The following is a 19677-nucleotide window of genomic DNA, read 5'->3' on the forward strand; positions in this document are numbered from 1 at the left end:
GCGGTTGAAGCGCGGCTTTGCTTCGATAGGCATGCGCCGCGGCTGACCGTTTCGTCACGACTGGACAACGGCGCGTTTTTGGGCGTCGCCAATTGGAGATATGCCATGAAATCAGTCTGCGTGTTCCTGGGCTCAAGCTCCGGGAACCATCCGGCCTACATGCACGCCACCGACGCCCTGGGTCGTGAACTGGCCAGGCGCGGGATCACCTGCGTCTATGGCGGTTCCCGCACTGGCCTCATGAACCGGCTTGCCGAGAGTGTCCTTGAGGCCAAGGGAGAAATCGTCGGCGTCACGGTTCAGGCCTTGAAGGACAAGGAGGAGTTTCACAGAGGGCTGACTCGGCTTCATGTCGTGCCGACGATGCACGAGCGCAAGACGCTCATGATCGACTTGGCGGACGGGTTCATCGCCCTTCCGGGCGGCATCGGGACATATGACGAGTTTTTCGAGGTTTACACGCTTCGGCAGCTGGGATTTCACTCCAAGCCCTGCGGACTCCTGGACGTGAACGGTTTTTATGAGCCGCTGAAGCTGATGCTCGGCATGGCCGAGCGGGAAGGGTTCATGAAGCAGCCGTATCGTGAAGCCATCACGGTCTCATCAGACCCGTCGGAAATTCTGGATCTCATGGCGGAGCAGTTTCGTGACAGGCTGGCGGCCGGTTGAGGGATTGCCGGACGGATATGTCCGGTGAGTGCCCGGCGGATGCTCGGGGCAATCTTGTTCGAGGCGTCGGCCCCGGAATGATGCCTTTTAGATGATGCCAAGCTTCTTCATTTCATTGATGATGCTGTGCCCATATATCGGTTTGACCAGATACCCCGAAGCCCTGCCTTCGTAGAAGGCCTGGCTCACGCTTTCGGCGCTGTCGAGGGCGGTGGTCATGATGATCTTGACTTCCCTGATCTGAGGCAGGCGCAGAGCCCGCTCCTTTTCCCGAAGGACTTTGAGCACCTCGTGTCCGCTCATGTCCGGCATCATGATATCCAGAAAGATCACGTCATAGGGCCTGCCCTCCGACCAGGCTCCGTCGAAGGCCTCGATGGCGCCGGGTCCATCGTTCACCTCGTCGACGTCTCCATATTCGGTCAGGATCATCCTCAGCAGTATTGCTCCGGCGGGGTCGTCTTCAACGATCAGGAATTTCATAACGTTGGCAATCCTCCGGCAAAAGAGTCATTGGTACAGCGTTTCTTCAAGGAGTCAGTCACTGTTGTCCATCGCTCGGGTGCTGCTTAAAAAATCCGGGTGCTCCTCCATGATCCCTTCCAGAGTGTCGACCGCCGTCGGGTCGAACGCAATCCCTTTCCCAGTGCGTAATTCCCGCATGGCCGCTTCCGGCCCCAGTCCCGGCCGATACGGACGGTAGGACGACATGGCCTCAAACACATCGGCTACGGCCAGGATTCTGGCCTCCGGAAGGATTTCTTCTTCCTTGAGGCCCCCCGGATAGCCGGATCCGTCCAGTCGCTCATGATGTTGCAGGACGATGTTGGCGACGGGCATGCTGAAGGGGATGTCCTGGATGATCTGGTGACCGATTTCCGGGTGGTACTTCATCAGGTTCATTTCCGCTTCGCGCAGCGTTCCGGGTTTGGTCAAAAATTCCGCAGGCACGTAGATCTTGCCGATATCGTGAAGTTTGGCTGCTGTTTCCAGCCCTTCCAGACACCTGGAATCCAGTCCCATGCGCCTGCCCATCTCCTTGGCCAAACGGGCGACACGGGCCTGATGGCCGGCCGTGTAAGGGTCCCTTATCTCGGTTACGCGGCCCAGGGCTTCCACGGTCTTGCTCAGTGTCGCCTGCAGCATGACCATGCGTTCCGCCAGGAGGGTCGCCTTTTCCTTCTGGTCCGTGATGTCGCGAAGCATGCCGAAAAGTTTCCAGACCCTGTCGCCATCCCGGAAAACATCCATGAATTGGATGACCCAGCGCACTTCACCATCGGGTGTGACGATGCGGTGTTCGGCTTCCCTGGTTTGTGCGTTGTCGCGGCAGTTGTGGATGATGGAGAGGAGTTCCGCGCGATCTTCGATATGGACGCTTGAAAAAAGGGAAGGGAGTCGTGCGTTTCCTTCGTCCAACCGGGTGTGCATGATGCGTGCGAAACTCTCGTTCCAGCTGCATGTGTCTTCAAGGATGTCCCATTCCCAGCGCCCGACGGTGTCGGTCCGGCTGTTCAAGGCCGTTTTGGTGTCCTGCAGGCGCAGGGCCGTGAGGTACTCCTCGAGTATCTCCACAAGCTGTTGCGTTTCGATGGGTTTGGTCAGAAAGCGATGGATCTGTCCGTTGTTGATGGCAGCGATGACGCGTTCAAGACTCGCGTGGCCGGTGAGGATGATGCGGATGATCCGGGGCTGTCGGTTGCGGACTATGGCCAGAAAGTCGGAACCGGACATGCCGGGCATCTGTTCGTCGGCAACCACGATGTCGATGTCGCCCGAGTCGATAAGTTCCAGGGCCTGAAACGCGGACCCGGCGAAATGGCGTCGGAAAGTGGCATTGTGGAGGGAACGGTTCAGTCCGAGCAATACTGCCGGTTCATCATCGACGAAGAGGACTGCCTGTTCGCGATGCTTCTGGTTTGTGGTCACGCAAAACCTCTGTTGTTGCCGTATTGGTAAGGTCTCATGTCGGCAATTCCCTGTCGACATGCACGTTCGTATCGGAAAATTTCCGCTTCCCGGATTGGGATGCCGTTATTTTTGGTACGTTCTTGCAGAATCCTGACGCTTGCAGTATTTTGCCGCTCGACAACACACGTATGGCATGGGCGTGAATAATGACAAGTGAAATTTGATTTATGCCCGTAGAACATGCGTCGCGCGCTTGCCGCCCTTCTTTTCGCGGATGGACGGGATTTGCGTTCAAAGCAAGGAACTCGCATGGAAAATCCCGTTGACCTGCTCCGGGCCAAGGAAGATTGGCTTGTCGAGCGCATTCTCTTCTATGCCCAGAAGCACGGTTATGCCCAATACACATCCACGCTTCCCGAAGCGTGGCGAATCTCCATTGCCGGGTTGATTGACGCCCTGTCTCCGGCCTTTGCGGAAGGATCGGCGTCTGACATCGAGATCAAGGTGCATACCGACTGGAGTTCGGATCCTGTGGCAGAATTCGGGCTTCAGGCGGCCCAAAGGCACCGGGGGCGCGGTGTCGATCTTGGCATGTTTCTGGGGCTTTTCGTTTACTACAGGCAGGCATTTCTGGACTGCATCAGGCAGTTCATGCCTCCTGGAGAAGGAAGGGAAGGCCTCGAATATTCCATGATTCGTCTTTTCGACCGCATGAGCACGGCGTTCTGCTCCGAATGGGCGGGGCACGGGGAGCAGGATTCCAACGCTCGCCTGGCCGCAAGCCTGCGGAAAATGACTAACGAGAAGAATCGTTACCTGACTTTTTTCGAAAGTCTCGTTCATCCGGTCATCTTTGTTTCTCACGATGGGGCCATCGAGAACCTGAATCGCGCCGCCGCCAGGCTGCTTGAGGAAAATGCAGCGCATGGTCGGGATTACTACGCATGTCGCACCAAAGGAGCAATGGCGAGCCTTTGCGGGGAGAAGGCATTGAAGGTTTTTCCCTGGCTCGCTGAGGCATTGAGTCCGGAAGAAATGGAACCGGACGAAGCGAAGGAGCGTCTGGTTACTTTTCCGGTTTCCGGTGGTGAACGGCTCTTCCAAACTTGCACGTGCAAGGTGCCCGGCGTGTCCGGACAATTCGCGGGTACTTCGATTTTTCTCCAGGATGTGACGGAGTCCTTGAGGGATCAGGAAATGATTCTGACAGCCAAGGAGGAACTCGAACGCACCTTCGACACAATTTCCGACTTGGTGTTTCTGGTCGACGACTCGGGCGTCATTCAGCGGGCCAACAGGGCCCTGGCGGACAAACTGGGGCTGTTACCCAAGGACGTGGTCGGCAGAACGTGCCGGGAGATTTTGGGCTGCACCGAGTGCAGACTGGAAAACACGGGGCATTTGTCGCATGAGACGTCCGTGACGTATCCCAATTTGCCGGGCAGATTCATGGTTCGCGCCAGCGAGTTGCTGGGCAGGGACGGTAAACGTATCGGCAGGGTTGTCGTATCCCGCGACGTGACCTCTTCGGACAGAATCCGGGACACCCTGGAGTCCATCGAGAGCAAGTACAAGAGCATTTTTGATCATGCGCCGGTGGGAATATTCCAGAGCACCCCCGAAGGCGTCTACCTGAGCGTCAACGAGACCATGGCCGACATGTTCGGTTTCGGTTCGACCAGCGACATGATCAGGTATTACATGGATATCGCCCGTCAGATGTATGCCGAACCGGCGGACCGGGACGCGTTGATCGCAGAAGGCCTTGAGCGGGATATCGTTCCAGCCAGGGACGTGAATCTGGTTCGGCCGGACGGATCGACATTCTGGGGCCGTCTGCGTGGGCGCCTGGTGCGTGATGCGCAGAGCAGGGTCATGTATTTCGAGGGGTTCGTCGAGGATGTCACCGGCCGCCGAAGCGCCAGGGAAAGCCTGGCGCGCAGCGAGCAGCTTTTCCGGAGTCTGGCCGAGAACATGAGCCAGGGACTGGTGCATGTGGATTTGGCGGGCATTGTCGAATATTGCAACGACCACTTCTGCGACCTCGTGCGGCAGAGCAGGGATGTGCTCATGGGCATGCCCATAACGCCCCTTGTGCATGAAGAGGACAAGGCGCTTTTCCGCTCGATATTCGGCCAGGAGGCCTGTTTCCTGCCGGGGTCCCGGTTCGACCTGCGCCTGCAGGTTCAAGGGGACATCCGCTTTGTCCTGGTCACGCCCGTGGCGCAGCGTTCAGGGGGGAGGCATCCGCTGGGCTACTGGCTTTTGTTTCTGGACATCACCGAGCGCAGGATGCTCGAATCCCAGCTTCTCCAGACGCAAAAGCTCGAGGCCATAGGTCAGTTGGCCGCCGGGATCGCCCACGAAATCAACACCCCGACTCAATATGTCATGAACAACATGTGGTTCATCAAGGAGGGGGTTGAAAACCTGAAATTGGCCCTCGAAGCCTGCCGGACTCTGACCACGGGAAGCGAGGCCCTGGAGAAGTTGACGACCAGGGAAACGGATCTGCAGGTTCCATTTTATCTGGAAGAGCTCCCACCGGCGATTTCCGAGACGATGCAGGGGCTGGACCGGATCTCCGCCATCGTCAATTCGGTCAAGCAGTTCGCTCACCCCGGCCACGACCAGCATCAGGAGGTCGATTTGAACGAACTGATCGATAAAACGGTGACTCTGTCCCGCAACGAGTGGAAGTACGTGGCCGAAATGGCTGTCGACCTCGATCCGAATTTGCCACGCGTTGTATGCTCTTCCCAGGCCATAGGCCAAGTGCTCTTGAACCTGGTGGTCAATGCCGTGCACGCGGTCATGGATGTGTCCAGGGAGGCGAACCGGTTGGGCAAGATCACGATCGGCACGCGAAACCTGGAAGAGCGGGTCGAGATTCGGATCAAGGATGACGGGACGGGTATTCCAATGCATGCCAGGGACCATATTTTCGAACCCTTCTTCACGACCAAGCCCGTGGGCAAAGGGACGGGACAGGGCCTGTTCATCGCCCATCGCGTGGTGGTCAAGGAGCATGGCGGCGCTATCGGCTTTGAAACCGAAACCGGCAAGGGAACCACGGTCATCATCTCCTTGCCTGTTGAGGGCGTGGGCGAAGGTGTGCGCAATGAATAAGCTCAAAGTGCTCTTTGTTGATGACGACATCCATGTGCAGCAGAGTCTGAGGCGCATCGTCATGGCCAGAAAGCTGCCCATCGAGCTGCTGTTGACGACGTCCGCCAGTGAGGCGGATCGGATTCTCTCCTCCATGGCCTGCGACGTCATCGTGACCGACGCCAGACTGTCCGACATGGGCGGCAAGGAACTGTTGACGTATGTCAGGGAGCGCTGGCCCATGACCATGCGCATCCTGATGACGTCCGAAGCCGAGGATGGCATTGTTTCAAGCCTTCTCGTCGTCGCGCATCAGTTGCTGAACAAGCCGGTCGGTCCGACGGAACTCCTTGAGGCGGTCCAATCGGCTTCGCGGCTGCGTTTTTTGCTCATGAATGAGCGTTTGCGAACGGTCGTGCACCGCATGGAACATCTGCCGGTGGTACCAAATGTGTATCGGGAACTGACCCGGGCGCTGCGCGATGAAAACACGTCGAGCCTGACCCTGGCCAAAATTCTTTCCCAGGACATGAGCCTGACGACGGGTATCCTGAAGCTCATCAACACTCCGTATTTCGGGCTTTCCCGCAGGGTGAGCGACATGCTCCAGGCGGTGGGCATACTCGGCGTGAATCTGATCAGGGGATTGGTGATCGCCGATCGAGTTTTCAAGACCCTGGATCCGGACATGTACCCCGGATTTGATACCGAGAAGCTCTGGACTCACTGTCTCGACGTGGCGCGTTGCTGCCGGGCGGTGGCGCGGAGCGACGGGGCGGATGGCAGGGCGGTCGAGGACGCGTTTCTGTGCGGTCTCCTGCATGATGTGGGCAAGATCGTTCTGGCCGAAGGGTGTCCGGGAGAGTTTGTGCGGATCCTGCTTCTGGCTCAGGCGCGGAATATTCCCTTGGCGGACATCGAGGCGGAAGAGCTGGGGGTGACCCATGCGGAGGTCGGCGCTTACCTGTTGGGATTGTGGGGATTTTCCGAGGATGTCGTCATCGCCATCGCCCAGCACCACGGAAGCAGGCAGGGGCCTGCCTGGTCGCATCTCTCCTTCGTTGTGCACATGGTGGACGTGGAAATGCACAACCGCTACGTGCGGCAGAGCGGACACGCTCCGCATTCATTTGCGTCAGCACTTCTTGATGTTGAAGACGGGGAAGTGACGCTCGCGAAATGGAAGGCCGTGATGATGACCGAACTCGAATCACCGAGCTGACACGACTCGCGAAGTATGAATTTACGGACGAGGCGCCCTTGGGCACATGAGGGCCGCGATGTATCGGGACAAACAACGGTGAGGGCTCATGAGCGAACGGATTCTTTTTGTCGACGATGAAAAATTCGTGCTTGAGACGTTTCGGCGCAACTTGCGCAATCGTTTCGAGATCGAGACCGCCGGAAGCGGCCTGGATGCCTTGCGGCTCATGGAGTCGAGCGGGCCCTTCGCCGTGGTTGTTTCCGACCTGAAGATGCCTGTCATGGATGGGGTGGAGCTTCTGGGCGTCATCAAGAATCGCTGGCCGGACACGGTCCGCGTCATGCTGACCGGCCACGCCGACCTCGATACGGCCATCTCGGCTGTGAACAAGGGCGCGATCTTCCGGTTGCTGACCAAGCCTTGCGCCCCGGACGCCCTCCTTTCGGCGGTGAACGACGGCGTGCAACAGTACCGGCTGATAATGTCCGAGAGACAGCTTCTGCACGGCACCCTGCGCGGATGTATCCAGGTCTTGTCGGAACTTCTCGCGCTGGTCAGTCCCAAGGCCTTTGGGCGTGCAGAAAAAGCCAAACCCCTGGTCGCGGGCATTGTCCAGGTTCTCGGCCTGGAGGGGAGCTGGAAATACGAACTGGCGGCCATGCTTAGTCAGATCGGGTGCATATCCCTGCCCATGGATATCCTTGAACGGAAGATCTCCTGCAAGGCTCTTTCGAAGGACGAGCAGGAAATATTCTTGATGCATCCGGACATCGCCGGCAATCTGTTGCGGCACGTTCCCCGCCTGGAGAGCGTGGTCGAGATGATCTCGGAGCATGAGCTGGCCGTGGATAAAAATCCTTGCGCGGGCGCAAGGATACTGAAGGCGGCGCTGGATTTCGCGGATCTCGACAATGTCGGAATTTCCGCTGCTGAAGCGTTGCAGCGCATGCGGGAGATGCCGGACGTGTACGACGTGCGGGTCTTGTCTGCCTTGGCTGAAGTCGTGGAAAGGCGGCAGCAAAGCGAGATCCGCAGCGTCCTGATCGACGATCTGCGCGAGGGCATGCTGCTGATGGATCCGGTGTTGAGCGGAAAGGGCGCGGTCCTGATGGACAGGGGACAGAGCATCACCGTGGCAGGGCTGGAACTGATCCGCAATTTCGGAACCATCCTGGGGGTCAAGGAGCCGCTCTACGTGCTGGCCAGGAAAGAACAGAAGCAGGCGCCGGAACTGTAGGCAGCGTCCGGAATCCGACATTTCTTCCTTTGGCCCTGGCGCACGGATTTCGTGTGCGCCTCCTCAGCCGACGAATCCTTGGGCTACCTTTGCGAGTTCCGACTGCAAATCCTTCATGGTCACCGGTTTGGCCAGGTATCCGTTCATTCCGGCATCAAGGAATTTGTCCTTGTCCCCGCGCATGGCAAAAGCGGTCATGGCGATGATGGGAATGTCTTTATTCGATACCTGGCTTGTTTTCGCGCGGATAGCCCTGGTAGCCGCGATCCCGTCCATGACGGGCATTTGGATGTCCATGAGGATCAGGTCGAATCCCTGCTTTTCGAGCAGATCGAGGACTTCCTGGCCGTTCACCGCCAAGGATACCTTGTGGCCGCTTTTTTCCAGGAGTGTCTTGGTGGCGAAGGCGTTGGTCCAGTCGTCTTCGGCCAGCAGTATGCGCATCCCACGCACAGGTTTATCCTGACCGTTCTCCCGGTCTCGGGCGTTCAGAAGTGCCGGTGGCAGCTTCAGGGGCAGGATGACATGCACGCTGGTTCCCTCGTCCGGCACGCTGTCCATGATGATGTGGCCGTTCATGAGTTCAACGAGCCTGCGCACGATGGACAGGCCGAGTCCCGCGCCCTGGTATTTCCGGGTGTAGGACGTTTCGACCTGGGAGAAGGGCTGGAACAGTTCGTCCAACCGCTCGGTCGGGATTCCGATTCCGGTGTCGGTCACGCTCATGAGCACGAGCGGTTGCCCGTTCTCGAACCGCAGCGGCGTCATCTCCAGTGTTACCGAACCCGTATCGGTAAATTTCACCGCATTGCCGATCAGATTGAAGAGAATCTGGCGCAGCCGCGATTCGTCCCCGAGCAACATCGGGGGCAGGGCGGGGTCAAGGGAACTCTCCAGTCTGATGCCTTTCTCCCTGGATGCGACAAGGAAAAGCTCGAACACGGACTCGCACAGTTCCCTGGCCCCAAACTCCTCCTCGCGCAGGATCATCCTGCCGGATTCGATGCGGGAGAGGTCGAGAAGGTCTGTCAGAAGTCGGGCAAGACGGTCCGAGGACGTCATGGCCATGGAGACGTACTTGGCTTGTTCCGGGTTCAGCGGCGTCATCTCCAAAACTTGCATCATGGCCATGATGCCGTTCAGCGGCGTGCGGATTTCGTGGCTCATGTTGGCCAGGAACGAACTCTTGGCGCTGTTGGCGGCTTCGGCGTCTTCCTTGGCCTGAATGATAGCCTGCTCATTGTGCTTGCGTTCGGTGATGTCGTAGCAATGGCCAATGTAGCCGATGAACGCTCCCGCGCTGTCGTGGCGCGGGTTGCCGAGATCGAGGATCCAGCGGTAGGAGCCGTCGGCATGACGCAACCGGTACTCGATCTCGAACGCTTCCCGGAGGTTGAATTTCGCAACGTAAAAGTCCAGGCAGCGGTCATGGTCTTCCGGATGCACGCCTTCGGCCCAACCGTTGCCAAGCTCCTGCTCAAGGGTGCGGCCCGTGAAGTCCAGCCAGGTATCGTTGAAATAGTCGCAGAGCATGTCCGGGCCTGATGTCCAGATCAGGGCCGTTCCGGCGTTGGCCAAGGTTCGGAAGTGGTGTTCGCTCTCCCGCAGGGCCGTTTCCGCCCGCTTGCGTTCGGTGATGTCGCGGGCTGCTGCGATGATCCTTTTCTGACCGCCGATGAGCGAGTGCCTGAGCGTGACCTCGACCGGAAAAACAGTGCCGTCGTGTCGCTTGGCCTGCCAGTCGAACTGGAGGCGCTCCCCGTGAAACGCCGCGGCGATTCTCTTCTGAGCCTCCGCTTCGGTGAATGGTTCCTCGTTTGAACTCAAGTCCCCTATGTTTCCCGCCAGAACTGCATCCTTGGAACGGTAGCCGTACATCGAGAGCATGGCATCGTTTACGTCGAGCAGCCTGCCGGTGTCCGCTTCGCTGATGAAAATGGCTTCGGATGTTGCGTTGAAGATCTCTCTGTAGCGCTGTTCGCTCTCCCGCAGTGAAATTTCGGCCTTCTTCATCTCCGTGACGTCCTGAATGACACCGGCGATTTTCACGACCTGGCCGTCTTCCACCACGGGCCTGCCCACGGTTCTGACCCATTTTTTATTCCCGGCGGCGGTCAGCATCTCCAGCTCCAGATCATACGGAAGCGCCAGGTCCACGGCGTCCTGCACCGCACTCGCTATTTTTTCCCTGGACGTTTCGATGTAGAAGCTCAGACCCTGTTCGGCGCTTACCTTTTCACTGGGCGCCAGGTCGTGGATTCTTGCCACCTGGCTCGTCCAGGTGCCTTGCAGGGTCTTCACATTGAACTCCCATCCCCCAAGTCCGGCAATTTCTCCAGCCTGCTCCAGTAATTCGCTTGCCCGTTGGATCTCCTGCTGCGATTCCATCTGCTCCGAGATGTCCGTAATGACCCCATCCCAGATGATCCGGCCGTCGGCCAGACGGCGGGGCCGCGAGCTGATCTGGAACCAACGCCAGACACCATCGGTGCGACGCATGGAGAGTTTCATGACAAAATCCGAGAGGTCCTTGATACTGGCGACCTGGTTGGCTTTCATCTCTTGAAATTGGGCTGGAGACACTTGGTCATACAGAAGACGTCCATCTCGCATCACGTCTTCCGCGCTGAGTCCGTGGAGACGTTCGATGCCGGCGCTGAGGAAAAGAAAACGGGGTGTGCCGTCCGGCTCCAGGGTAAATTGGTACACATAGCTGTCGGGAAGATTGTCGCACACAAGACGAAATCTGTCTTCGCTCTCTGCGAGACGATTCAGAAGTTCTTCGCGACTGGCCGAGTGGAGGCGAATGAGTATCATCAGGAGGGCCGCAGAGACGAATACGAACCCCCATCCCTTGTAAATGGACCAGCGAACTACAGATTCTGCATCAAGTCGAAGTGTGGCAAGAATATTGTCGGAGATGAGAATCCACAGACATGCGAAAATGAAATATGGAAGAACGATGCCAAATATGCTTTTTGAAAATAGTGTTGCTTTGTGCACGTCAGGTCCCGCTCATGCATTTATATTATTGTTAACATTCTTGCTCGGTGCCAGATCGGTATGATGTTTTTCGATCCGGAAGTGGTCCACTGTGTTTACAGAACCACCGTACCGGCGGCGTCCGTTCGCTCACGTTCCGCTTCTGTCCGGCAGTGGCATGGAAGCCTCTCAAGCACTCCCCGCCTACTCGGCAAGCTTATTGTCGCGTTGACTTGCCGGAAAAGTTCGAACTGTTCAATCCTTGAGATATTTTACCTCTTGCAAGCCCCCCCGCGCTTTTCACGGACGTCCAAGGCCAAATCTTGGCTGGCTGGTTCCAGCTTGACACGAACGGATATGTCAAGCAAAAGGCTGTTTGATTCACGAATTTTATTTCGTGAATTACGTGGCGCATAGTTTTTGTCTCGGACATCAAACCTTACTCAACTCTCACGGAAGATTGATAATGACCACCACACCTCAAACGTCCTCATGGACTTTCTTGACCAATCACACACACGTAATGTTCTGCCTGTCCCGGGATCCGGGCATGCGCATGAAGGACATCGCCGGCGAGGTCGGCATCGCGGAGCGGGCCGTCCAGCACATCGTCGCCGATTTGCGGGCCGCCGGTTATCTGATCGGGGAGCGCGAAGGCCGCCGGGTCAGATATACCATCCTTCGCGACCAGCGCCTGCGGCATCCCCTGGAAAGCGGATGCTGCATCGGCGACGTCCTTGAAGTCCTGGAACGATTGACGGGTGCTTCAAGATGAAATGGATCGTTCTTTGCGCAGGGTGTCTGACCCAGATGATACTTGGCGGCATTTACGCCTGGAGTGAGTTTGTTCCGCTTCTGAGAGCGGAGTATGGTTTGACGTCAAGCCAGTGCGGCATCATTTTCGGCGCCACCATTGCGGTCTTCACCTGTGTCATGATTCCCGCGGGGCGGTTTCTGCAGCGTCGCGGCGCGCGTTTGACGGCGCTGGTCGGAGCGCTTCTTTTTTGTGCGGGCTATCTGACGGCGTCTTTGTCGCAAGGCAATTTCCTTCTGCTGTTTCTTGGTCTCAGCGTGGTCACGGGAGCCGGAATCGGCTTTGGATACATCTGTCCCCTGACGGTCTCCATGAAATGGTTTCCGGATAAGAAGGGACTCGTGACCGGAGTCTCGGTCGCCGGTTTCGGTGCCGGAGCCATCTTCCTGAGCGTCGTGGCCGAACACCTGCTTGTGACCCGCGCCAAGGACGTGATGCATGTGTTTCGCTTTATCGGCCTTGGCTCCGGCGCCATCGCGATATGCAGCGCCCTGCTCATGCGCGAGCCGTCCTCGGACGATCACGCGCGAAACCTTCAGGGCAGGGACCGGGCGGCCTTGCCGTTAAGCTTGCTGACCTCGCGTAATTTTTTGCTCCTGTGTCTTGGCATGTTCAGCGGAACCTTCGCCGGACTGCTGGTGGTGGGCAACCTCAAGCCCGTCGCCTTGTCCCTGGGCCTCGGGAACTCGGCCGCCACTCTGGCCATATCGGTCTTCGCCCTGGGCAACGCCATGGGCCGGATAGGCTGGGGGCAGGTTCACGATCGGCTCGGTTCACGGCTGACCATCCTTCTTTCCCAGGCTTTTCTTGGACTGAGCATGCTCCTCTTTCTGCTTCCGTCCGCGCCAGGGCTCGTGCTGGCCGCCGTTCTGTTCACGGGTATCGGTTTTGGAGGATGCTTCGTCGTCTACGCCGCCTCGATCGTGGAGCAGATGGGGATAGAGCTGTTCCCCCGCCTTTATCCCATTTGTTTCCTCTGGTACGGGCTGGCGGCGCTCATCGGGCCGCCCTTGGGCGGCATCATGGCCGACGCCACCGGATCATACGGGGTCTCCATCGCCGTGAGCGCGTTGCTCGTTCTGATCACGGCGCCTTTGAGCTGGGTTTTGTTTCAGCGCAAACAGATCACAAGAAATGTAATGGATTACAGAGGACCGTTGTGCAATCGCTTTGGTTCATGCGAATGAGGGCAACTCTTGATCTGGATTAGGTGCGACGCAACGCATTTTTCAATGCGAAGCCGATACGGATTTGAACTCTGAGTCTGATTTTTCGCGAATAGTAACTTCAGACGCACCTGCAAAAAGTCGTGGATGAACCTGAACGTCATTCCCGCGAAGGCGGGAATCCATTCTTTTCAGATATTTAGAAAGGCGTAGATCCCCTTCTTCAAGGGGATGACGACTTTTTGCAGTGACGTCATTTCATCTTATGTGGAGGTTTTCAATGAGTATAATGAATCTTCTGGATCAAATGCTTCAGTCGGGTCAGGGGGCATTGCAGAATGCCGGGAACCGGGCAAATGCCGCGACAGGGGGAAATCCCCTGGGCGCACTGCTCACGGGAGCGGGAGGCGGCGCTCTGGCCGCGGGTACGATCGGGGTGCTCATGGGCAGCAAGAAGGCGCGCAAGATGGGCGGTACGGCTCTCAAGTACGGCGGCCTGGCGGCGCTCGGACTTGTGGCCTACAAGGCTTTCAGCACCTGGCAGCAGAACAGCGCCTCCGCGCCCCAAGTGCCGCAACCCCGGACGGAGGACAGGGTTCCTGCCCTGGAAGCCGAATTCCACGGAAAGGCGGTTCTGCGCGCGATCATCGCGGCGGCGAAGGCGGACGGCCATATCGATGATCGTGAACGGCAGTTGATCGACCAGAGTATCGCGCAGTTGACCAGTGACCGGGAACTGCAGTCCTGGGTAGATCAGGAACTGCGCAAGCCCATGGATCCTGCGGAAATCGCGACTTCGGCCACGACTCCGGAGATTGCCGCTGAAATGTATCTGGCCAGCCTCTTGATGGTGGACGAGGAGAATTTCATGGAGCGTGCCTATCTGGACGAACTGGCTCGCAAGATGAATCTGGATCCGTCTTTCAAGTTGGAACTGGAACGTCAGGCCAGACAGGCACAACTTTGATTTGATGCGTTTGGGCATCCCTGACAGACAAGCCGCTGAAATGCATAAGTTTCAGCGGCTTGTCTGTTTAAGCAAGGCCTCGGGATTCGGGAGCAGAAATGGCAAGAATTGATTGGTCTGATAAGGGCCGGTGAGTTCAATTGATTCGTTGCGCGGTGGTGGCTTCCAGCGCCTTTATCAGTTCCGTCAGCATCTGGTTCACAGGGGTGGGGATGCCGGTCTTGGCGCCTTCGCGGACGACCGCGCCGTTGATGACATCGATTTCGGTGGGTTTGCCCGCGAGGATGTCCTGAAGCATTGAGGACTGGTTGCCGCTGGTCAGGGCGCAAACCGCCCGGACTTTCTCCAGTGGAGCTTCGTCCGGCAGTCGGACGCAAAGGGCCCGGGCCACGGCCATGGCCTCGGTTACAGCATCGGCCATGAGGGATTCGCATTCCGGGATTTGGGCCAAGGTGCCGTTTGGGACCCGCAGCAGCGCGGTCAGGGCGTTGATGCCCACGTTGACGATGAGCTTGGACCAGAGCAGGGCCGCGACGTCTTCGGTGACGGTGGTGGCGATGCCTGCCTGGTTGAACAGGGCGGCGACGGCGGCGATCTTCTTTTCCTGTCCGGGCCCTGCGCCGAGCACCGTGGGGCCGCTGCCTGCATGGCGCACCTGTCCGGGGCCGAGCAGGGTGGCCGCCTGGGCGGTGATTCCGGCGGCGGCGCGGGAGACGCCGACAGCGGCCTGGATGAGTTCGAGGTTGCCGAGCCCGTTCTGGAGGGTCAGCACCAGGCCGTCCCGGGCCAGCAGTCGGCTTGCGATTTCGGCGGCCTGGCCGGTCGAGCGGGCCTTGGTGCAAATGAGGATCAGGTCGGCGCGGCGGCCGTACCGGTCTGGATCGGTCAGTGCGCAGGCCGAAGAGCGACGGACCTGGCCATCCATGCAGATGAGGGCCAGCCCGGTTCGATTGATGGCCTCGGCGTGCCCGGCATTGGTGGTGAACAGGGTTACAGGAACCAGCGGCGTGAGCAGGGTTGCGAACAATCCGCCCATGGCACCGGCGCCGATGATCAGTGTCTCCATCTATTCTCCTGGTTGTCGGCATTGCCGCCGAGTGGTGCCGCGCGGGCAGACGCGGGAAAGTCCGAAAAATTATAAACCCTGCGCGAAAAGGTCAATTCGAATCCGCGATTTCTGTTCGTCTATCCGTTCAAAATTCACCGGACATAGTGGCCAACACGGATGGCGTGGATGCGCGGCCTTGGATCGCCTTTTTGGAAATGGTGAATTTTCAGATCGGTTCGACATTTTTTGCATGGCCCGAAAGTGGCGGACATGAAGCAATTGTGCCAAGGTCCTGCTTCAGACCTATTCTGGCTGGAGCAGATTGTCGTGCGTTGCCAGCGAGCCTCAAAATTGGCCGTAAACGGTAAATTTGGCCGAGATGCGCGTTAGGGGCATGGCAGGAAAAGCTTGATCCGTAATTTTGTAAGGAGTGGATTTTTATGCAGGAAAAAAAAGATGCCTATGTGCAGAAACTTAAAGCCAAAATTGATGAATGGAACGCCGAGATCGATCTGCTGGCCGCAAAGGCGAATCAGTCCAGGGCCGATCTGAAGCTTGGCTACCTTGAACGCATCGAGGAGCTGAAGGGAAAACGCAATGAGCTTGAATCGAAAATGAAGGCGTTGCAAGAGGCCGGCGGATCTGCCTGGGAGGAACTCAAAGATGGCCTGGAGGAGTCGCTTAAGGTCTGGAAGGACAGTTTTTCCAAGGCCAAGGCCGCGTTTGGGCAGGGGTTCAAGGAAGGCAAAGAGGACAAGGACTGAAGTTGTCGCGGGCTTGACGCTGCCCTTGGCGGATGGCTTTTACGGGATCGCCGGATTGGTCATGTCCGCGCATCGATGCACGCGGCGTGGTTATTTCCGGGCCGGTTTCGTCCCCGATCATTTCTTGGGATCGACGAAGCGTTTGTCGGAGCGGACCCGGCCCGCTTCGCTCTGATGGCTTTCGGCCCAGCCTGAAATGGCTTCAGGAAAGGCGTCGAAGGTTTTGAAGTAGGGCTTGATGTCCAGAAGCGGTGTGCCGTCCAGGACATCCACATCGAGGATGTGCAGGATGTTGCCCTCAATGCGTTCAAGCCTCACGATGGACATGCCGATCTGGTTGGGGCGTCTGGGAGCGCGGGTGGAAAAGAGTCCGCGTTCGGCCGGTTCCATGAACGGGACGACGGTCAGGTCGAAACCCCGGCTCATGTGGAAGTGATAGAGCAGATAGATGTGGGAAAATCCCTCCAGATCCGTAAGGCCAGGGGCCAGGGCTTCCTCCAGGACTATCCGGCCGGCCACGTCGCACGCGCCGCAAGGCTGGATGGGCATGTCGGCCCTGTCTGTGAAGGGGGAGTTGATGACGCCGATGGGGCGCATGCGGATATCATCCATGACTTGCTCCGGTTTTGTTCGTGCCTCTTTGCCGCGAAGACGAGACGCATCGGCGAATCAGCCGGAAAAGTCCGCCTTTCGTCCCGGGATCGCGTATTTCGTCATCGATCCCGATGTTCCATGTCTTTCAATTGATCAAAGCTGACATTGATCGAACGGCCGGTTTTTCCCAATCTTGGTCTTGTCCCTGCCCATATTGCGATTGCCGCTGCCATGACGAGGGTTATTGTGATAATGAGAGTCGTTTTCATACGAAAAATGGTAGCATGTGAAATATGGAACGATCAAGAAAAATACGTAAGGAAAATTACTTAGAGAGCCATTGGTTTTTCTCAGCATAAGTACGGATATACCCAGTTGTTCGGGATGTGGGCGTCCGGCATTCTCGTGTTGGCCCCATGTTAGCCTAGTGTTGATCGGTCAAAATGACGCAGCATCATGGGCGCTTGTTTTAAAAATCCGGCATGTTGTTTTGCTGCGAACCGGAACCTCCGAAATTTTTGAAGTGGAATTGAGCGGCAGCCGACACCCGCATCGGAACCGCTCAATCGTTGTCTATCTGTTCGGATCCGGGATCGCGGGAGGCACGATCTTGGCGGTCGCATCCTTTTCTCCCATGGGGATTTGGATGGTTTGCGTCGCTGGGGTTATTTTCTCAATGATTCGTGCGTGATAGTCTTCCTCAAGCAAGCCTTGCGCCGAGAATGAACTCGCGCGCCATTTCAATGGCTTTGCGCTCGCAGGTCGGCTCGCGTCTCTTTTTTTTGGCCTTGTCCACGAATACCTCCACTGTTCGCTTTCCAACGGGTCGATGAAAGCATGAGAGGCTGAAACAAAGCATTCTCGCACGGAAACATTCAGAAAAAAGCATGCCGCAGCGGATGACTGAATCAATCTTTGAAATGAACGAGGAGGTTGTCAGCTCTGTTCCGGGTCGAAGCAACACCGCTTGAAACGGCATTTCCGGTTGAATTTTCCTGACAATCGCGGCAGATTCCGTATTGATTGAGGCTTCCGTCAAGTCGTCGGGAATTGGGCATGACCAGGCAAATATTTTCAGCACCAACAAATGCTTAATTTATTGATGGTCTGCCCTGGTTGTTTCATTTCGAAGCCTGCGCCGCACATGACGTGGACATCCCGCGGGAGGGGTGAATATGACCTACGATCAAGCTCTCATCATGATGATCATAGCCGCTGCCATCGGCATGTTCCTGTGGGGCAGGTGGCGGCACGACATGGTGGCGATGGGGGCGCTGGTGCTTTGCGTGCTGTCCGGCCTGGTCGAGCCGCAGGCGGCCTTTGCCGGTTTTGGTCATCCCGCCGTGGTTACCGTGGCTTGCGTGCTGGTGCTGAGTCGCGGCCTGCAAGCCTCGGGTGCGGTCGACGTGCTGACCAGGACTGTATTGCCGTCCAACACCGGCCCGACGCTCAGTATCGCGGCCCTGGCCGCCCTGGGTGCGGTGCTTTCGGGCTTCATGAACAATGTCGGCGCACTGGCCTTGCTCATGCCGGTCGCGATCCAGGTCGCGGGGCGTCTTGACCTGCCTCCGGGCAAGGTCCTGATGCCTCTGGCCTTCGGGTCGATTTTGGGCGGCACCACGACCCTGATCGGCACCCCTCCCAATCTCATTATCGCGGGCTTTCGCGCGGACCGGCCGGACATGAGCGCCTTTAAGATGTTCGACTTTTCGATGGTCGGCTTGCCGCTGACCGTGGCGGGGGTCGTCTTTATCGCTCTCATTGGCTGGCGTCTTGTCCCGGCGCGCCGACAGGCGGGAGCCTCGGGTTTTGAGACGAGCGCCTACATCACCGAGGTCCGCGTGCCGGAGGGCAGCGCCAGCGAAGGCAAGCGGTTCCAGGAAATAAAGACGGTTCTGCAAGAGCTCGATGTCCAGATGCTGGATCTTGTACGCAACGACCTGCACGTCCGCTCTCCCCGTCCCGGCAAGATCGTGCGCGCCGGAGACATCCTGGTTTTGGAGGCCGACGTGGGGGCCCTGAGCGAAGTGCTGTCCCGGCTTGATCTGAAGCTCGAAGAGGACAAGCAGCAGGGTGCGGCCGTGCAGAAAGATGCCGGGGCCGACGAGGAAGAACTGTTTGACGATTCGGAGTTGAAGAGCCCGGACGCAAGTGAAACCCCGTCGATCGGGCTGGAGGGCGGTTCCGAAGATCTGGCCGAGCTTGCGGCGACCGAGGCGGAACCCGAGGAATCGGGGCGCGAGGAATCCGCGCTGATGGAAATGGCGGTGCTGCCGGAATCCAGAATTGTCGGGAGTTCGGCCAGCGATCTGGCGTTGCGGACCCGGTACGGCATAAATCTGCTCGCTGTTGCCCGTCAGGGCGAATGTACCATGGCCCGCTTGCGGTCCCTGCTGATCAAGCCGGGCGACGTGCTGCTGATGCAGGGGCGGCTTGACAGCCTGAACGGCTTCGCCGGCAACTCGGGCTGCGTGCCCCTTGCCCAGCGGGATCTGCGCATTTTCGACAAGCGCAAGGCGCTCATGGCCACGGGCATCATGGTGATCTCCGTGGGCTTGGCCGCCTTCGGGCTGCTTCCCGCAGAGGTGTCTTTTGCTGCCGGAGTGCTGGCCTCCATGGCGCTGCGCACGTTGCCCATGCGTTCGGTCTACGAGGCGGTGGACTGGCCGGTGGTTGTGTTGCTGGGCGGGCTGCTGCCCGTTGCCGAGGCCATGCGCAACACGGGCGCGGCCGATCTCATCGCGCGCCTGCTGCTTGAAAACGTGGCTCAGGGCAACCCCTTTGTCGCACTGGCCGTGGTCATGCTCACGACCATGATTCTGACCGATCTCATGAACAATGCCGCGACGGCGGCCGTGATGGCTCCCATCGGGCTTGGAACGGCGATTCAGCTCGGCGTCAATCCGGACACGTTCCTGATGGCCGTCGCCATTGGCGCCTCCTGCGCCTTCCTGACGCCCATTGGACACCAGAACAATACCTTGATCCTCGGACCCGGCGGATTCCGTTTTGGGGACTACTGGCGCATGGGCCTGCCCATGGACGTGGTCGTCATCGCCCTTGGGCTTCCGCTTCTGGTTTGGTTCTGGCCGCTGTAGCATGAACGTCCGGCAGGATGGCGCACGTTTCTGCCCGGTTGCGAAATCGAGTCGGCTGTAGCGCCGAAGTTTTGATCAAGGTGAAAGTCCATACATGTGACATTGTTTCTTGAGG

At 58.2% G+C, this 19677-nt stretch carries 15 protein-coding genes; 9 read left to right on the forward strand and 6 right to left on the reverse strand.

The genetic code is table 11. From position 1 onward, the window contains the following. Nucleotides 1-105 precede the first annotated feature (105 nt). The gene (locus tag H4684_RS15570; protein ID WP_092194354.1) at nt 106-669 is read left to right on the forward strand and encodes an LOG family protein; all 564 of its coding nucleotides are present in this window, start codon (nt 106-108) and stop codon (nt 667-669) included. Nucleotides 670-756: 87 nt separating this feature from the next. Here the strand turns inward: H4684_RS15570 and H4684_RS15575 are convergent, their stop codons facing one another. Continuing rightward, the gene (locus H4684_RS15575) at nt 757-1152 is read right to left on the reverse strand and encodes a response regulator (protein WP_092194352.1); all 396 of its coding nucleotides are present in this window, start codon (nt 1150-1152) and stop codon (nt 757-759) included. Nucleotides 1153-1206: 54 nt separating this feature from the next. Beyond that, nucleotides 1207-2598, reverse strand: a complete 1392-nt coding sequence (locus H4684_RS15580) for an HD domain-containing phosphohydrolase (RefSeq protein WP_161949238.1) — start codon at nt 2596-2598, stop codon at nt 1207-1209. A gap of 291 nt (nt 2599-2889) precedes the next feature. Between H4684_RS15580 and H4684_RS15585 the strand changes: the two genes are divergently transcribed. The 3 genes from H4684_RS15585 (at nt 2890) to H4684_RS15595 (ending at nt 8129) form a co-directional block, all read left to right on the forward strand. Beyond that, complete coding sequence (locus tag H4684_RS15585; protein WP_192624461.1) at nt 2890-5709, forward strand: PAS domain-containing sensor histidine kinase; 2820 nt, start codon at nt 2890-2892, stop codon at nt 5707-5709. Continuing rightward, a complete protein-coding gene (locus tag H4684_RS15590; protein ID WP_192624462.1) occupies nt 5702-6910 on the forward strand; it encodes a response regulator in 1209 nt (402 codons plus the stop codon). The genes H4684_RS15585 and H4684_RS15590 overlap by 8 nt, the downstream gene beginning before the upstream one ends. Nucleotides 6911-6998: 88 nt before the next feature. Next, a complete protein-coding gene (locus tag H4684_RS15595) occupies nt 6999-8129 on the forward strand; it encodes an HD domain-containing phosphohydrolase (protein ID WP_092194344.1) in 1131 nt (376 codons plus the stop codon). A gap of 63 nt (nt 8130-8192) precedes the next feature. Here the strand turns inward: H4684_RS15595 and H4684_RS15600 are convergent, their stop codons facing one another. Then, nucleotides 8193-10946, reverse strand: coding sequence for a PAS domain-containing hybrid sensor histidine kinase/response regulator (locus H4684_RS15600; protein ID WP_192624463.1), 2754 nt, complete (start codon nt 10944-10946; stop codon nt 8193-8195). 667 nt (nt 10947-11613) lie between these two features. Between H4684_RS15600 and H4684_RS15605 the strand changes: the two genes are divergently transcribed. The 3 genes from H4684_RS15605 (at nt 11614) to H4684_RS15615 (ending at nt 14058) form a co-directional block, all read left to right on the forward strand. Further along, on the forward strand, nt 11614-11886 hold the full coding sequence (locus H4684_RS15605; protein ID WP_225940483.1) for a winged helix-turn-helix domain-containing protein: 273 nt from the start codon (nt 11614-11616) through the stop codon (nt 11884-11886). Then, nucleotides 11883-13112 carry an MFS transporter gene (locus tag H4684_RS15610; RefSeq protein ID WP_192624465.1) on the forward strand — a complete coding sequence of 410 codons (1230 nt, stop codon included), beginning with the start codon at nt 11883-11885 and terminating at the stop codon, nt 13110-13112. Before H4684_RS15605 ends, H4684_RS15610 begins: the two co-directional genes overlap by 4 nt. Before the next feature lie 259 nt (nt 13113-13371). Then, nucleotides 13372-14058 carry a tellurite resistance TerB family protein gene (locus tag H4684_RS15615; protein WP_192624466.1) on the forward strand — a complete coding sequence of 229 codons (687 nt, stop codon included), beginning with the start codon at nt 13372-13374 and terminating at the stop codon, nt 14056-14058. 136 nt (nt 14059-14194) lie between these two features. On the opposite strand, the gene H4684_RS15620 is transcribed toward H4684_RS15615, so the two are convergent. Beyond that, nucleotides 14195-15124 (reverse strand): ketopantoate reductase family protein, encoded by a 930-nt coding sequence (locus H4684_RS15620; RefSeq protein ID WP_192624467.1) that lies wholly within the window; start codon nt 15122-15124, stop codon nt 14195-14197. 422 nt (nt 15125-15546) lie between these two features. Between H4684_RS15620 and H4684_RS15625 the strand changes: the two genes are divergently transcribed. Next, a complete protein-coding gene (locus H4684_RS15625; RefSeq protein WP_092194336.1) occupies nt 15547-15870 on the forward strand; it encodes a sll1863 family stress response protein in 324 nt (107 codons plus the stop codon). A 117-nt stretch (nt 15871-15987) separates the two neighbouring features. Here the strand turns inward: H4684_RS15625 and tsaA are convergent, their stop codons facing one another. Next, on the reverse strand, nt 15988-16482 hold the full coding sequence (gene tsaA / locus H4684_RS15630) for a tRNA (N6-threonylcarbamoyladenosine(37)-N6)-methyltransferase TrmO (RefSeq protein ID WP_092194334.1): 495 nt from the start codon (nt 16480-16482) through the stop codon (nt 15988-15990). A gap of 682 nt (nt 16483-17164) precedes the next feature. Then, the gene (locus H4684_RS15635) at nt 17165-17545 is read right to left on the reverse strand and encodes a hypothetical protein (RefSeq protein ID WP_192624468.1); all 381 of its coding nucleotides are present in this window, start codon (nt 17543-17545) and stop codon (nt 17165-17167) included. 94 nt (nt 17546-17639) lie between these two features. Here H4684_RS15635 and H4684_RS15640 point away from each other — a divergent pair, with 94 nt between their 5' ends. Further along, nucleotides 17640-19562, forward strand: coding sequence for an SLC13 family permease (locus H4684_RS15640; RefSeq protein ID WP_192624469.1), 1923 nt, complete (start codon nt 17640-17642; stop codon nt 19560-19562). The last annotated feature ends 115 nt before the right edge of the window (nt 19563-19677 follow it).

It is taken from the genome of Desulfomicrobium macestii (assembly GCF_014873765.1).
Taxonomy (GTDB): Bacteria; Desulfobacterota; Desulfovibrionia; order Desulfovibrionales; family Desulfomicrobiaceae; genus Desulfomicrobium; species Desulfomicrobium macestii.